We start from the raw sequence: 14,918 nt of genomic DNA, 5'->3' as shown, positions 1-14,918 counted from the left end.
GTATGTGGGGTGATTTTGGTTTTCGCCCTTTGGCGGTGGCGTGCTGTCAAAATCCCCGTGGGGGCAAACCTGAGGATCGCCCTCTACGCCAACCCTGTCATGGCGATTTTCCTGATCCCGCGCAGGTCGAGTTTGCCCGTACCGAGCAGCGGCATGGCTTCCACCTGTACGTAACAGTCCCTGCCCGGCTTCCAGAGGTTGGGCAGTTCGATTTGTGTCAAAAGATCGTGCAAGGCAGCGCCTTCGCCGGCTTCCGGGGTGTGGACCACCACCAGCTTTTCGCCTCGTTTGTCGTCGGGGATGCCGGTTACTGCCAGTACGCCGGTGCGGCCAAGGGCGGTGTGCAGGGCATCTTCCACGGCCCCGTGGGGGATCATTTCCCCGCCGATCTTGCTGAAGCGGGCCATCCGGTCGGTGATGTGCAGGAAACCGCTACGATCGAGGTGCCCGATATCGCCGGTGACGTACCAGCCGTCGCGGATCGCTGCCGCGGTTTTGTCCGGCCGGCCGAGATAGCCGAGCATGAGGTTCGGGCCTTTGACCAGGATCAGACCGGGGCTTTTCCCATCGACAGGGACGTAGTTGTCCAGATCGACGATCTGCACTGCGACGCCGGGTACCGGCAGCCCCACACTCCCCTCGCGGGATCCGGATTGGCGGATGCCGTCGATTTCCACGTCGGGTACCGAGAGGGAAATGACCGGTGAAAGTTCGGTGGCGCCGTAGCCTTCGAGGGGACGGATGCCGAATCTTTGTTCAAAGCTGTCGGCCAGTTTGGTTTTGAGTTTCTCGGCGCCGGTCATCACCAGACGCAAGCTGGCAAAATCAGCGGGTTTGGCCCGGCGTATATAGGCCATGAGAAAAGTCGGGGTCGTGAGCAGCAGGGTCGAGCGGTGTTCCCGTACCGTGCGGGCGATGGTGGCGCCGTCCAGGGGGTTGGTGTGATAAACGGCGGAAAAACCGGAAAGCAGCGGCAGCCACAGAGTACCGGTGAAGCCCAGGGAGTGGAAAAACGGCAAAGCGGAACAGATGTTGTCGCGTTTGTCGACCCGGAATACGATGCGCAGGGCTTCGAGGTTAGACAGTATATTGTGGTGCGACAGCATGACCCCCTTGGGCTCGCCGGTGCTGCCTGAGGAAAAGATCACGGTGGCGAGTTGGTCGGCGTCGAAGTTCTGCGGCCGGGCCCAGAAGCGTGACGGTAACAGACGGGCGATGAGGAAGGCCCGCATTTTTCGGATGCTGCCGATGCCGGCGAGCAGGTCTTCGATATAGACGGTCCCGGGCAGCTCCGGCAGGGTGCCGAGCTTTTCCATAAACACCCGTGAGCTGATGGTGCAGGTGATTTGGCATCGGGCGATGGCCGAACGGATAGCGTCGTCGGAGGCGGTATAGTTAAGGTTTACCGGCACCGTGCCGTTCAGATTCAACGCCAGGTTTGCCAGGGCGCCACCGACGGTGGGCGGCAGACAGACCCCGACCATGGGAGAATCGCCGGTCAGGCGGGAGAGTTTTTGAGCAAGAATGCGTGCGGCTGTCAGGGCCTGACCGTAGCTCAGGCGGCGACCGCCGGTGTCGGCCAGGGCCGGCCGTCGCCAGTTCTGGCGGGCCGTGTCGACGAACATTTCGCCCAGGCTGCGTCGTTCCGGTTTTCGGGCATTGAACCAGTCGCAGGATAGTTCCATCACGGCGCTCCGTACCGCATGAGCGCTGCTGCCGGCCGGCAGCGGCTCGCCGAATGCCACCGTGACAGGGTAGGGCAACCGGGAGGGAAAGCGGGACAGGAGTTTGCCATGGGCGTACGACAGGATGCTGCCCCAGGCGCCGCCGATGTACACCGGAATGATCGGATAGTCGGTGCCTTTGACGATGCGTTCGAAGCCGCCCTTGAATTCGTTGAGCATGCCGTTGCGGGTGATCTCCCCTTCCGCGAAGATACACACCATATAGCCGTCATCCAGAGCTTTGCGGGCGCCGCCGATGAATTCCTTCAACCCTTTTCTGCCGTCTTTGGCGGAAACCGGGATCACCCGCATCAACCGGAAGAGTTGTCGCAATAGCGGTGTCTGATAGATGCCCCGATCCATGACGAAACGGATACGTCGCTGCTGGGTCGCTGTCAGTAGCAGAGCATCGACCCAGGACACGTGGTTGGCAACCAGTAAGGCTCCTCCTTCGACGGGGATGTGCTGCCGTCCGGTGATGGTGAGCCGGTATCCCACGCGCATGACCACCAGGGCGATGAAACGTAACAGAAAATCGGGCAGCAGATACAGGGTCAGGATGGTCAGCAGCAGAGTGATGGCGCCGAGCAGGCTGAAGGCGGCGTCGGGGCCTATGCCCATGGGGCCGGAAATCAGCCACAGCAGGCCCGAGGCGGCCAGGGCACCCATCCAGCTGAGAAAACTGGACGCCGCCAGGATTTCACCGCGACGATCAGCCGGGGCACGCATCTGGATGAATGCCTGCAGCGGTACGATGAACAGCCCCGCACTGATGCCGAACAGGACAATGACAGTCAGTACCAGCGGCAGGTGAGCCGGAATCACATGCAGGTCGAAAGCTGCGAGGGTGAGGCCAGCGGCGCCAATGGGCACCACTCCGAACTCGACGTTGCGGCCCGACAACCGTCCCGCCAGCAGCGAGCCGACCCCGATACCAAGGGCGGCGGCAAGAAACAGATAGCCGCTTTGTTCCTCGGTGAGCCCGAGGCGGATGATGCCGTACGGCAGCAGGTTGAGCTGGCAGAAGGCGCCGACGAACAGGAAATAAGCGGCACCGATAATGGCCAGCAGCAGATAATGATCGTGACGCAGTCTGCACAAGGTGCGCCAGTAAGCCATGGGGGATAGCGTTAACGTCCGGTTGCCGGCCGCGGCCGCGGTGGTTGGCAGGCTTCGGGCCAGCAGCCACCCCGCCAGACCCAGACCCAGGGCGATCAGCAGTGAAATATGGTGACGGCCGCCGAAAAACTGCACCAGAAACGGCGCCAGAGCCGTGCCGCCGACAATGGCCATGAAGGTGAAGGTTTCCAGCAGGCTGTTGGCGCGGGAAAGCTCCTCCCTCGCGGCGAATTCCGGTACGATTCCGTATTTGGCCGGAGCCAGTATGGCACTGTGGCATCCCAGCAGAAAAACCGTCAGGTAGAGCAGGGCCGGATTTCCCGTCCAGGTCCCGATAACCGCCAGCAGTGCAATGCCGATTTCGAATCCTTTGATCCAGACAATGATGCGGTTTTTGGGAAAATGGTCGGCCAGTGAGCCCGCCAAGGCCGAGAACAGGAGGAACGGGGCGATGAAGGCGGCGCTGCCGAGCGCGGCGATGGTGCCGGCCTGATCGGCGCCTTGCCGGCTGATAAGAGCAAAGACGATGATCAGCTTGATCAGGTTGTCGTTCAGCGCGCCGAGGGCCTGGGCGGCATTGAGACGATGGAAGGCGCCAGCGAGTGGCGAGGTCTGTTCGGTGGTCGGCATAACAATCCTCATAGAGATGGCCGGCGCAGGAGCCGGTGGGTGTTGTGCAGCACGCGGGCGGGCAGACCGAGTGCCAGCTTCAGTTGCAGGTCCTGGTCCCAGGGGTTGTCGATGGCGGCCAATTTTCGGATGGTCGCCAGGGGCAGACGCCCGAGCTGGAACCAGGGCGAGGTCAGGCCGGTGCGGGGCAGGGGCATGTCGGTGCCGTAATGCAGCCGGTCCAGGTATTCGGGATATTTCAGGATGCGTTGCAGGTGTCCCAGACGGTTGATCTGGGTCAGGGCCGAAAGGTCGCCGTGCAGGTTGGGAAATGTGCGCATAAGGGTCAGGAAGCGATCGAAATTACGCTGCCTGTCGTTGCGTCCGTTGCTGGCGCAGTGGGCGGCGATGACCGTAACCCCCTGCTCCAGAGGCAGGCGTAGCCGTTCCGGGTCGGCCAGCGTGTTGTCGGCCCGGGTAAAGGATTCTTCGTTTCCCGTATGGCTCAGCAGGGGCAGTTTCAATGCGGCCAGGCGTTGGTAAAAGGGAATCAGGGATGGATTCGCAGGGTCGATGCCCTGTACGGAGGGTAGCCATTTCATCAGAACCGCCCCGCATGCGGTGGCTCGTTCCAGGCAATCGAGTGCATCGGGGCGGGCCGGGTTGACGCTGGCGCCGAACAGCAGATTGGGGTGGCGCTGGCAGGCTTGTTTGATAAAGGTGTTGGGGATGTACAGTTCGGTGCGCGCTTCGTCCAGCTGGCCGCGGGCATCGATGACGCCGTCAAGGGCGAACAGCACGGCCTTGTGCACCGCGTTCGAAGCGGCCAGCTGGGTCGATAAACGCCGTATCACCAATATGTCCCCTTCGCGTTCCAGTTCGTTGGCGGTGACCCCGAAGGCCTTGAGGTAGTGGCGAAACTTCCAGCTGCGGCGCATGCGCTGCCCGATGCGGCAGCCGCTGTGACCAGCGCCGATTCCGGCACCATGGCAGTGGATGTCGATGACGGGAGTATCCTGCATGGTTGCCTCTCCTTCTGTTGTGTATGAGTGTGCAGGAATCGTTTGGATATGATCTGTCCTATCGCAGATGCCATGCCAAAATCGCTGTGCGGCTCTATGGTGTTGAAATATAAAGATATTTCTAGAAAAGCATCGTGCTGCTGGACAAATCCAAGGTTTGCCGTTGACATATAGTGCATGTATGGTAGACATTTTATGCATGATGACTTTAAAGAAACTGAACGACGGCGATCATCGGACCTTTTCCCTGATAGCGCGCGCTGCCTTTGCCAATCCCTTCAGCCCCGAACGCGAAGCGTTGGACAGACGCATTGCCGCTGTGGAGGGAGATGTCGGGCGGGATGAGCTTTTCGCCATGGTTGCTGTCCGGGCCAAAGAAGCGCTGAGTAAACTCGGCATACCGGATCTTCGGCATTATGGCGGGGAAGATCGGGAGTTGCTGCGTCACGCCTATCTGTTCGATGTCTATCACCGTTACCGGGAAGAGTTCGACGGTTTTATCCGGCGACAGATTGCCGCCGGCGATGTGCCGTGCCGTTCGCTTTTTGCCCGGGAAGTGCTTTCCGACCTGACCTCGGTAGGTTTCGAAAACGCCGAGGCCCTGCGCTATCTGGCGATCTTCTATCAGATCCGCCGTGCCTTTTATTTCATTGACGGTACCCTGGCCGGTTTATGTCCTTCCATGCAGACACTGCGGCGGCATTTGTGGGACAATATTTTCACCAGCGACATCCGGCGTTACGAAAAACTGCTCTGGAATCGCATGGAGGATTTTTCGACCCTGCTTCTCGGCGAAACGGGCACCGGCAAGGGGGCCGCTGCGGCGGCTATCGGTCGTTCCGGGTTTATCCCCTACAACGCCAACAAGGGCTGCTTTGCCGAAAGCTTTACCCGCAATTTTATCCACCTCAATCTTTCGCAGTATCCGGAAACCCTTATCGAATCGGAATTGTTCGGTCACCGCAAGGGGGCTTTCACCGGCGCCATCGGCGACTATGCCGGAGCCTTCAGTCGCTGCCCGCCGCACGGGACCATCTTCCTCGACGAAATCGGCGATCTTAGCTTGCCGGTGCAGACCAAATTGTTGCAGGTTTTGCAGGACCGCGTCTTTTATCCTGTCGGTAGTCACGAACAGCAGCGCTTTAACGGCCGCGTCATTGCCGCTACCAACAGGCCTCTTGAAACCATGCGCAGGGATGGGCGGTTTCGCGACGATTTTTATTACCGGCTCTGTTCCGATATCCTTGTCATGCCCCCCTTGCGGCAACGCCTGGCGGAGGATCCCGGCGAACTTGAGGCGATGGTTCGGGTCATATTGCTTCGCATGCTCGGCGGACAAGGGGAAGAGTTGGTCGATTTTGTTTGCAGTACGCTGGTCGATTCCGTCGGCCCCATCTATCATTGGCCGGGTAACGTGCGGGAGCTGGAGCAGGCTATCCGCCGCATCCTTGTAACCGGCCATTACCAGGGAGAGGCGGGGGCCATCACGAGCTTTTCCGATCCGCATTTGCTCGATGCTGTCGATAAAGGTACCCTTGGCGCCCAGCAACTGCTGGCAGGGTATTGCCAGATGCTCTATCGGCGGCACGGGACTATCGAGGCGGTGGCCCGCTGCACCGGCCTTGATCGCCGTACGGTGAAGAAACATCTTGGTTGATGTTCTGCGGATACATAGCTGACAGGATATCTGTGCATCCGGTCGATAAAGAGGCGGGCCCTTTATGCGGCCCGCCTCTTTTTACATGCCGGCTATTCGATGAAATGGAAGGCACCGTAACCACCGCTCATGCCGAATTGCTCGGCGAGCTGACTTTCGATCTCGGATCGGGAGTTTTGGGAGATTTCGATACTCTCGCTCCCTGTCAGGTAGGCGGTTTCACCGTTTTTGTGGAAACTGATGATCTGAAAATCCTCCCCTCCCAGGGGCAGGAAGTAAACAGCCACTCCATCGGCGGTACCGCAAACCATCTGCCCGGTTCGGGTTGGATACGTGAAATTGTCCGCATAGTAGGCCTCGGTTTCCGTGCGGCAATTTTTGAGGTCGGACAAGGCCGCGGCGTTATAGGCTTTCTGCCGGTAGGAGACAAACTGGGGAATGGCGATAGCGGCGAGGATTCCAATGATGGGAATGATGCCGAAAGGCACGATCAAGGCTAGCGCCAGGGCGCTTCCGTTTGTCATCGGATAGGATTGCTGCAGTTCCGCTTCGCTTTTGAAGCAGTAGAGGATGAATTCAACGAAGGCAACGATTCCGGGAATGCCGGTCCAGCAGAAGAGAAGGTAAAGAACCCCCTGCCCGTATTTTCGCAGATAAAACTTGTGAGCGCCGATGCCGCCGAGGAAAAAGGTGAAAAGCAGCAGGGCTGCTTTGCTGACCCCGGTGCCGGGTGCGGGCATGGCCCTGACGCCGCAATGGGGGCAGATTTCGGCTTGCAGGTGCAATGGTTTTCCGCAGGTAGAGCAAAACTTGGATGAAGCGTTGTTTTCCGGCATGTTGCCTCCTTGACCATTTCAGGCACGGAACCGACAGGTTCATTGAAGTATAAAAATAAAACATCGCTAATTTATTGTTTGGTTAACAATTTGTCAAGAGCGGAGCGCCAAACGGATTTACAGCGGTTGCCGGGAGGTCGTTAGGAGTAGTTGTTTGCAATCGTTGACAGCTATGGTCCGTGTACGGGGAGAAATGCACGCAGGATATAACCGGGCGTATGGCGAGCGCCATTGGCGATTATGGAAAAACGGGAGGTGGGCGGTATGGAAATAAAAAAGGGCCCCCCGAAGGGGGCCTGAGGAGAAAATAAAAAGTTGAGACATGGGGATGTCTCCGGTTTTCTCATCCGGGGGGTACGGATGAAAATCAGTTGCGCACCTGGGGCAGTAATTCCTCAAGCAGCGCGAAATATTCTTCCATGTCCGCCATGGTCATGTCGCCCATGTGCGGGATGCGGAAAGTGTCGTTCTTGATTTTGCCGTAGCCGCCGTCCATGGCATAGCCGCGCTCGCCAAGCAATTCCTTGAGGCGTGCTACATCGGTGCCGCCGTCGTTTTTGACCGCGGTCAGGGTCTGGGAGCGGGCACCTTCGGCGGCGTAGAGACCGAAGCCCTGCTTGAGCGCCCAGGCGCGGGTCGCATCGGCCATCTGCGCGTGGCGTGCATAGCGATCTTCCAGACCTTCGGCGAACATTTTCTGCAGCTGATGACGCAAGGCGTAAATCTGGCTGATGCAGGGGGTGCTGGGGGTATTGTTTTTAGCGTCGTTCTTTTCGAATTCCTCGAAGTCGAAGTAGTATCCGCGGTTGGGGGTGGTGCGGGCTTTGTCCAGCGCTTTTTGGCTGACGGCGAACACGGCCAGTCCCGGGGGCAGAGCGAAAGCTTTCTGCACGCCGGCCAGACAGACATCGATGCCCAACGCGGTGACGTCGATGGGGACGGCGGTCATGGAGGATACGGTATCGACAATGAAGGAAACCTCGGGGTATTTTTTCATGACCGCGGCGATTTCATCCAGAGGAGACATGACCCCGGTGGAAGTTTCGTTGTGGACGACGGTCATGGCGTCGTATTTGCCGGTAGCAAGGGCGGCATCGACCATTTCGGCGGTGACCGGCTGGCCCCACTCGGTATCGAAAAGATCGGCTTCCAAGCCACAGCGCAGGGTTACGTCGTACCACTTTTTACTGAAGGCACCGTTGGCGAAGCAGGCGCAGCGTTTCTGCACCAGGTTGCGCACCGCGCCTTCCATAACGCCGAAGGCGCTGGAGGTGGAAAGAAATACCGGTCCGGGGGCGTTCAGGAGTTTTTTCAGGCCGTCGGTAACTTCCTTGTGAAGGACGGCATATTCCTTCATGCGGTGGCCGATCATGGGCGTGGCCATGACTTCCAGCACATCGGCACTCACTTTGACAGGTCCGGGGATATAGAGTTTCTTGCTCATGGCTGTGTGCTCCTTCAGAAAATAAAAAACGCCTGGCCCTTTTTAAAAGGGGGCCCAGGCGTACGGCTGTAAGGTCTTTTGGCCCCGCTCCCCGGTGGTGATCCACCTCGAGACGCCAGTTACGGGAGACCTTCGAATTGTCGGTACTCAGTGTCGAGTTAAAGACCAAGTAACACACCTGGATTCGCAAAGTCAAGTCGGATTCTTGAACGATTAGGTATACGTTTATGCCTGAAAATTCCGAAATGTCAACTGGGCCTTGCCAGATTTTTAGCAAAATCCCTTGACATTCAAATTCAGCTGATTATATTTAGCCATGCTTGTTAGCACTCATGTAAACCGAGTGCTAACATTGCGCCAAAGTCCAAGGCTTTGGTCCGCGCGAAAATCGGACTTGAGCTTTTTTTGTTTGGCATAGCGAAGGATGTTTTCGGGATTTTTCCCGCACTCAATTTTATGGCAGAACGAAAGGAGAATGCATCATGAACATCAGACCTTTGCGTGATCGTATCATCGTTGAGCGTATTGAAGAGGAAACCACCACCGCCGGTGGTCTCATCATTCCCGACTCCGCCAAGGAAAAGCCCCAGCAGGGTATCGTCAAGGCCGTGGGCAAGGGCAAGGTGCTTGAAGACGGAACCGTGCTCCCCATGGATATCAAGGTCGGCGATCGCGTCCTGTTCGGCAAGTACGCCGGTAGCGAGATCAAGATTGACGGCTTGGAATACCAGATTATGCGTGAAGACGACATCCTGGGTGTTCTCGAGTAATTAGATTCTTACCAGTCAAGCTATCCAAAGGAGGATAAATAGATATGTCTGCCAAGGAAATCAAATTCGGACAGGATGCTCGCAGCCTGATTCTCAGCGGCGTCAACCAGTTGGCCGATGCTGTTAAAGTAACCCTCGGTCCCAAAGGCCGCAATGTCGTTATCGACCGCTCTTTCGGTGCGCCTCTGATCACCAAGGACGGCGTTTCCGTCGCCAAGGAAATCGAACTCGAAGAGAAGTTCGAAAACATGGGCGCCCAGCTGGTCAAGGAAGTCGCTTCCAAGACTTCCGATGTCGCCGGTGACGGTACTACCACCGCTACCGTGCTGGCCCAGGGCATCTACCGTGAAGGCGTTAAACTGGTTACCGCCGGTCACAATCCCATGGAAATCAAGCGCGGCATCGACAAGGCCGTAGAAGCTGCCGTGGCATACCTGCAGGAACTGTCCAAGCCCATCAAGGACCACAAGGAAATCGCTCAGGTCGGTACCATTTCCGCCAATAGCGACAAGACCATCGGTGATATCATTGCCGAAGCCATGGAAAAAGTCGGCAAAGAAGGCGTTATTACCGTCGAAGAAGCCAAGGCTATGGAAACCAGCCTGGAAACCGTCGAGGGTATGCAGTTCGATCGCGGTTACCTGTCTCCCTACTTCGTGACCGACGCCGAGCGTATGGAAGCGGTCATGGAAGACGCCATGATCCTCATCCACGATAAGAAGATCAGCAACATGCGCGACATGATCAACATTCTTGAAGCCGTGGCCAAGCAGGGCCGTCCGCTGTTGATCATCGCCGAGGACATTGAAGGCGAAGCTCTGGCTACGCTGGTTGTCAACCGTCTGCGCGGCACCCTGAACGTGGCTGCCGTCAAGGCTCCCGGATTCGGTGACCGTCGTAAAGCCATGCTCGAAGACATCGCCATCCTGACCGGTGGTAAAGTGATCTCCGAAGAAGTCGGTTTCAAACTCGAAAACGCTACTATCGACATGCTCGGCAATGCCAAGCGCATCGTTATCGATAAAGAGAACTCGACCATTATCGACGGCGCCGGCAGCGAAGTCGATATTCAGGGCCGGGTCAAGCAGATCCGTGCGCAGATCGAAGAGACCAAGAGCGATTACGATCGTGAGAAACTGCAGGAGCGCCTGGCCAAGCTGGTCGGCGGTGTTGCCGTAGTCAAGGTCGGCGCTGCGACCGAAACTGAAATGAAGGAAAAGAAAGCCCGCGTTGAAGACGCCCTGCACGCTACCCGCGCAGCCGTCGAAGAGGGCATCGTTCCTGGTGGCGGCGTCGCGCTGATCCGCTGCATCAAAGCTATCGAGAGCCTGGATCTTCCCGGCGAGCAGAACTGGGGCGTGAACATCGTCAAACGCGCTATGGAAGAGCCTCTGCGTCAGATCTCGGCCAACGCCGGTGCCGAAGGCTCCATCGTTGTCAACCAGGTTCGCGGCGGTGCCGATACCTACGGTTTCAATGCTGCTGCCGATGAGTACTGCGACATGATCGAAGCCGGTATCATCGACCCGACCAAGGTTGTTCGCAGCGCTCTGCAGAACGCTTCCTCCGTGGCCGGCCTGATGCTGACCACCGAAGCCTGCATCGCCGAACTGCCCAAGGAAGAAGCTGGCGGCGGTATGCCTGGTGGCATGCCTGGTGGTATGCCCGGCGGCATGGGTGGCATGGGCGGCATGATGTAAGCCGTTTGCCTCTGGCAGCCTGAAAAGCAAAAAAAGCCCCCCGGAGTGATCCGGGGGGCTTTTTGCGTTGTACGTCCTTCGGTTATCGAAGGATGAATCTATTAAGGATTAAAGGATCTGTAACAGGATGATGCGGTCCTGGCTCAGGGGGGCGACTTCCATAATACGTTCCGTATCGTTCTGTTGCAGGCGTACGCAGACCGAGGCCTCCTCGCGTCCTTTACCGTAGCCGGCCACGATGGCGGCGGCCAGATTGAGATCCGCTTCGGTTGGGGTACCGCTCACCAGGCCGGTCGGGCCGCGAAAGCCGGTGGCATGCAGCAGGGTGTATTCCGGCCGCAAGGCCGCCTGAAGCGCTTCGTTGCCTTGCTGGTCGCGGCCCAGGGTCAACTTGGCCGAGTTCGACAGGCGGAACTGGCGACCGAGTTTGAGGAGTTCGACATCATGCACGGTACAATCGGGCTGGTGATCGAGCAGGTCGCGAAGCTTGCCGGTGAAGGATTTTTCAGTCAGCAGGCAGCCGCCTCCGGAGCCCGGATATTCGGTCAGTCCCCACTGGCGCGCATACTGTTCCTGGCGCTTGCGTGAACGCCCCTGGATGTCGAGAAGCTGTTCGCGATCCACCAGCCCCTTTTCTTCCATGGGGGTTACGGGCAGCAACTTTGCGCATAAGGGCCGCAAAATGATATCCGCGCAGTCGGCATGTTTGGCCACTGCTTGCAGGGCGTTGAAGTTCTGGCTCATGGGGCGTTGGCCGAGCACCTCGCCGGAAAAAAGGAAATCATACTCGCCGTTGTGGATGTGGCGGGCTGCCAGGCGGAACATGAGGGCGTGGCAGTCGATGCAGGGGTTGAGGTTTTTGCCGTAGCCGTAACGGGGGTTTTTCAATACGTCAAGGTGGATCTCGCCAATTTCCTCAACGATTAAAGGCATATCGATCTGCCGGGCGGCCTGGCGTGCGCGGGCCGCACCAAAAAAAGGTGTGACGAAGACGATGCCGGTAACATCCACCCCCTGTTGTTTGAGGGTCAGGGCTGCCAGCGTGCTGTCGAGGCCTCCGGAAATAAGGCCAAGTGCTTTGCTCATGGTGAAATAAACCTCCGAAAAGTCTTTATGCGTATCAGCGACGGATAAAAAAGCCGTATGTTGTTAGCGGCCGGGTGGTTTTCTGTACAGCGGGGTATCATACGCCCCTTTATCCATACCCCTTGCCCTGCTACGCTTGTTGGTGGTAATCTTAGTCAATGGGGATAAAACGTGGTTTCATTTTTGTATACGATATTTGAATTGCCAGGGAAAGTGTCATCGTGAAAAAGACAAAAAAAACTTTGCAGGATAACTATGGGCGTACCGTAGAGTATCTGCGCCTTTCGGTAACCGATCGTTGCAACCTGCGCTGCCGTTATTGTATGCCGGCCGAAGGGGTTGACACCGTCAGTCACACCGATGTCCTCTCGTACGAGGAAATGCTGCGGGTGGTGGCGGTGGCTGTGCGCTGCGGGGTTAAAAAAGTTCGTATCACCGGTGGTGAACCCCTGGTGCGCAAGGGCATTGTCGGATTTATTCAGGAAATGACCTCCATTTCCGAGTCGGTCGAGGTTACCCTTACCACCAACGGTATTCTGCTGGCGGACATGGCCGCCGACTTGCGCAAGGCCGGTCTAAGCCGGGTCAATGTCAGCCTCGATACTTTGCGCGAGGACCGCTTTAAACAGATAACCCGGCGTACCGGCCTGCAAAAGGTTCTGGAGGGGTTGCATGCCGCCGAGGCCGTTGGCCTTACCCCACTGAAGATCAACATGGTGCCGATTCGTGGTGTCAACGAGGATGAAATCGCCGATTTTGCCCGTTTGACCCTGGATCAGCCCTGGGCCATTCGTTTCATAGAATTCATGCCCGTCAGCGGGGGGCTGGAGTACACACCCGAAAATATGTTCCCGGCCGCCGAAATTATCAAAGCTTTGGAAAAGGTCGGCAAGCTGGTTCCCGAACTGCGCCAGGGGCCGGCCGGTCCGGCGCGCATGTTCCACTTCCCCGACAGTCCGGGGCACATTGGCGTTATTCCCGCGGTCTCCGAGCACTTTTGTGGCGAATGCAATCGTATGCGTATTACCGCCGACGGCCGCATCCGCCCCTGCCTGTTTTCCACCGAGGAGATCGACCTGCGCACCGCCTTGCGGCGTAATGCCAGCGATGCGGAGCTGGAAGAGATCATGCGTAACGCCGCCTGCGCCAAGCCGGAGCGTCATCACATCGGAGAAAAAGATTTCCGGCAGGGCAAGCGCCGCATGCATGGCATCGGCGGCTGAGGTTTCGCGCCACCGCTCGACCCCTGTCGGTTAGCGTTTTTCCCCTGTTTGATGGCAGCGTGTGCAGTTGCCTTCGCTGGAAAACGCCTGTTGTCCGTTATGGCAGGCCCCGCATTGCGCGCCCTCATCAATTTTTTTCATGGTGATGGTTTCGGAACCTTGCCGCATCACGGGAAAAATGCCCGCCCGATGGCATTCGCTGCAGCCTTGCCGATGGGTTTTTCCCTGAAAGATGACCGGGCCGCTGTCCCCACCGTGGTAGGTGAGGGAACGATGGGCCGGTACGGCCAGTACCGAAGCGGCCCATCCCGCAACCACGAAGAATACTCCCCACGCTGCCAGTTTTTTCATGACCTCTCTCCCTCCGGGGCTTCCCGTTCGACCGGTGTGCTTATTGCGGCTCGGCATTTTTAAGGTCCGCTGCCACCATTTCCAGAACATGACATACCTGCTGCGGCAAACCGGCATGATTGAGGGTGTCCTGCAGCTGCATGATGCATCCGGGACAGGCTGTAGCCACCACCTCGGCTTCGCTATCGCGTATGCCCTCGGCTTTTAAGGCTCCCAGTTTCTTGCTGATATCGTAATGGTAGACGGAGAAGGTTCCGCCGAGGCCGCAACAGGAGTCGGCGTTTTTCATCTCAACCAGGCGAACCGAGGGAAGCGCCGCCAGCAGTTGACGGGGTGCCTCTTTGAGACCGGCTTGGCGCAGGTGGCAAGGGACGTGGTAGGCAACCGGTTGCGGATTGTTCCGGCGTGGCAGTTGCTCGAGTTTTTCCACAAAGCCTTGCTGAAGCAGGAATTCATGAATGTCCATGACTTTATCCGCCAGTTGCGCGTGGTCCGGCCCAAGGCTGCGGAAATGTTTGGTCAGGCCGCTATGGCAGGAAGCGCAGGCGGTGATGATGACGTCGGCTTTGTGGGCCGTAAGAGCGTCAAGGTTGCGATCCGCCAGGCGGGCTGCTCCTGCGCCATCTCCAGCGCATAGAGCCGGCAGGCCGCAACAGCCCTGGTCTTTGGGAATAAGAATGTTGGCGCCAAGGCTTTGCAGGGCCGCCAGTACGCTGTCGCCGATCTCGGGCAGCATGTAGTTGATCATGCAGCCGGTAAAGAAGGTGACCAGCGGTTTATCCGGATCCCCGGCGATGAACTCGGGATGGCTTTGGCGGAAAGCTTGGGGCGCAATCGCCGGAATGGTGCGATCGCGGCTGATGTACGGCGCGGGAAAACGCAGCCGCAGGCCGCTGCCCTGGGGAACCTTGCGGAACGCCAGCCAGGAGAACATGCGTCCGAGGCGCGTCAGCAGGTTCATCAGCCATGGGCGCTGCAGCACCGTGGACACGCCGCGACCGAACAGGGTCAGCCCCTTTTCACGGCCGATCCGTCGTCGCAGGGCCAGGATGATTTCATCCGTAGGAACCTGGTTGGGACAATCCTTTACACAGCGGCCGCAAGCCAGGCACTGGGAGATATCGCTGAGAAGGTGCCGGTCGAGGTCGATTTTTCCGTCCAGCAGGGCTTGGGCGAGGGATATTTTACCTCGCGCCACCACCGCTTCCGATTGCACCTCTTTGAAAACCGGGCAGTGTGCCCGGCAGGTTCCGCATTTAACGCATTCCCGGAGTTGTTGCCGGTATGCTTCTATTTCCTGATGTTTGCTCATTTGCTATCCAGATGACGCGGTCGGGCCGCGTGATGTTATGCTCTCGTGTCAGACAATCCTTGGCG

General features: G+C 58.2%; 11 protein-coding genes and 1 riboswitch. Of the genes, 4 read left to right on the top strand and 7 right to left on the bottom strand.

The window, feature by feature from the left end:
- Positions 1-83 precede the first annotated feature (83 nt).
- Together PCAR_RS15065 and PCAR_RS15060 are read right to left on the bottom strand one after the other, a co-directional pair.
- Entirely contained in the window at positions 84-3,473 is a 3,390-nt protein-coding gene (locus tag PCAR_RS15065; RefSeq protein WP_011342556.1) for an acyl-[ACP]--phospholipid O-acyltransferase, read from the bottom strand.
- Positions 3,474-3,481: 8 nt separating this feature from the next.
- Complete coding sequence (locus tag PCAR_RS15060) at positions 3,482-4,474, bottom strand: amidohydrolase family protein (protein WP_011342555.1); 993 nt, start codon at positions 4,472-4,474, stop codon at positions 3,482-3,484.
- A 199-nt stretch (positions 4,475-4,673) separates the two neighbouring features.
- On the opposite strand from PCAR_RS15060, the gene PCAR_RS15055 reads away from it, so the two are divergent.
- A complete protein-coding gene (locus PCAR_RS15055; RefSeq protein WP_011342554.1) occupies positions 4,674-6,131 on the top strand; it encodes a sigma 54-interacting transcriptional regulator in 1,458 nt (485 codons plus the stop codon).
- Positions 6,132-6,223: 92 nt separating this feature from the next.
- Here PCAR_RS15055 and PCAR_RS19155 read toward each other — a convergent pair whose 3' ends face one another.
- Both PCAR_RS19155 and PCAR_RS15045 read right to left on the bottom strand, forming a co-directional pair.
- Positions 6,224-6,967, bottom strand: coding sequence for an NINE protein (locus tag PCAR_RS19155; RefSeq protein WP_011342553.1), 744 nt, complete (start codon positions 6,965-6,967; stop codon positions 6,224-6,226).
- 367 nt (positions 6,968-7,334) lie between these two features.
- On the bottom strand, positions 7,335-8,411 hold the full coding sequence (locus PCAR_RS15045) for a pyridoxal-phosphate-dependent aminotransferase family protein (RefSeq protein ID WP_011342552.1): 1,077 nt from the start codon (positions 8,409-8,411) through the stop codon (positions 7,335-7,337).
- A gap of 45 nt (positions 8,412-8,456) precedes the next feature.
- Positions 8,457-8,544, bottom strand: a riboswitch (ZMP/ZTP riboswitch).
- Positions 8,545-8,893: 349 nt separating this feature from the next.
- On the opposite strand from PCAR_RS15045, the gene groES reads away from it, so the two are divergent.
- Both groES and groL read left to right on the top strand, forming a co-directional pair.
- On the top strand, positions 8,894-9,181 hold the full coding sequence (groES, locus tag PCAR_RS15040) for a co-chaperone GroES (RefSeq protein ID WP_011342551.1): 288 nt from the start codon (positions 8,894-8,896) through the stop codon (positions 9,179-9,181).
- Between the two features lie 44 nt (positions 9,182-9,225).
- Positions 9,226-10,881 (top strand): chaperonin GroEL, encoded by a 1,656-nt coding sequence (gene groL, locus PCAR_RS15035; protein ID WP_011342550.1) that lies wholly within the window; start codon positions 9,226-9,228, stop codon positions 10,879-10,881.
- 108 nt (positions 10,882-10,989) lie between these two features.
- On the opposite strand, the gene PCAR_RS15030 is transcribed toward groL, so the two are convergent.
- Positions 10,990-11,967: a thiamine biosynthesis protein gene (locus tag PCAR_RS15030; protein WP_011342549.1), complete on the bottom strand. Its 978-nt coding sequence runs from the start codon at positions 11,965-11,967 to the stop codon at positions 10,990-10,992.
- Between the two features lie 221 nt (positions 11,968-12,188).
- On the opposite strand from PCAR_RS15030, the gene moaA reads away from it, so the two are divergent.
- A complete protein-coding gene (moaA, locus tag PCAR_RS15025) occupies positions 12,189-13,190 on the top strand; it encodes a GTP 3',8-cyclase MoaA (RefSeq protein WP_011342548.1) in 1,002 nt (333 codons plus the stop codon).
- A gap of 30 nt (positions 13,191-13,220) precedes the next feature.
- Here the strand turns inward: moaA and PCAR_RS15020 are convergent, their stop codons facing one another.
- The gene (locus PCAR_RS15020) at positions 13,221-13,541 is read right to left on the bottom strand and encodes a cytochrome c3 family protein (protein ID WP_011342547.1); all 321 of its coding nucleotides are present in this window, start codon (positions 13,539-13,541) and stop codon (positions 13,221-13,223) included.
- A gap of 40 nt (positions 13,542-13,581) precedes the next feature.
- Complete coding sequence (locus PCAR_RS15015) at positions 13,582-14,853, bottom strand: (Fe-S)-binding protein (RefSeq protein WP_011342546.1); 1,272 nt, start codon at positions 14,851-14,853, stop codon at positions 13,582-13,584.
- Positions 14,854-14,918: the final 65 nt, after the last annotated feature.

The organism is Syntrophotalea carbinolica DSM 2380 (genome assembly GCF_000012885.1).
Taxonomy (GTDB): Bacteria; Desulfobacterota; Desulfuromonadia; order Desulfuromonadales; family Syntrophotaleaceae; genus Syntrophotalea; species Syntrophotalea carbinolica.
This window is presented reverse-complemented; position numbering and strand designations above follow the sequence as displayed.

What these genes read in the sequence shown, in the direction of transcription:
- PCAR_RS15020 (WP_011342547.1), bottom strand. Translation starts at nt 13,541, where the DNA reads ATGAAAAAACTGGCAGCGTGGGGAGTATTCTTCGTGGTTGCGGGATGG.
- PCAR_RS15045 (WP_011342552.1), bottom strand. Translation starts at nt 8,411, where the DNA reads ATGAGCAAGAAACTCTATATCCCCGGACCTGTCAAAGTGAGTGCCGAT.
- PCAR_RS15065 (WP_011342556.1), bottom strand. Translation starts at nt 3,473, where the DNA reads ATGCCGACCACCGAACAGACCTCGCCACTCGCTGGCGCCTTCCATCGT.
- PCAR_RS15030 (WP_011342549.1), bottom strand. Translation starts at nt 11,967, where the DNA reads ATGAGCAAAGCACTTGGCCTTATTTCCGGAGGCCTCGACAGCACGCTG.
- groL (WP_011342550.1), top strand. Translation starts at nt 9,226, where the DNA reads ATGTCTGCCAAGGAAATCAAATTCGGACAGGATGCTCGCAGCCTGATT.
- PCAR_RS15055 (WP_011342554.1), top strand. Translation starts at nt 4,674, where the DNA reads ATGATGACTTTAAAGAAACTGAACGACGGCGATCATCGGACCTTTTCC.
- PCAR_RS15060 (WP_011342555.1), bottom strand. Translation starts at nt 4,474, where the DNA reads ATGCAGGATACTCCCGTCATCGACATCCACTGCCATGGTGCCGGAATC.
- PCAR_RS19155 (WP_011342553.1), bottom strand. Translation starts at nt 6,967, where the DNA reads ATGCCGGAAAACAACGCTTCATCCAAGTTTTGCTCTACCTGCGGAAAA.
- groES (WP_011342551.1), top strand. Translation starts at nt 8,894, where the DNA reads ATGAACATCAGACCTTTGCGTGATCGTATCATCGTTGAGCGTATTGAA.
- PCAR_RS15015 (WP_011342546.1), bottom strand. Translation starts at nt 14,853, where the DNA reads ATGAGCAAACATCAGGAAATAGAAGCATACCGGCAACAACTCCGGGAA.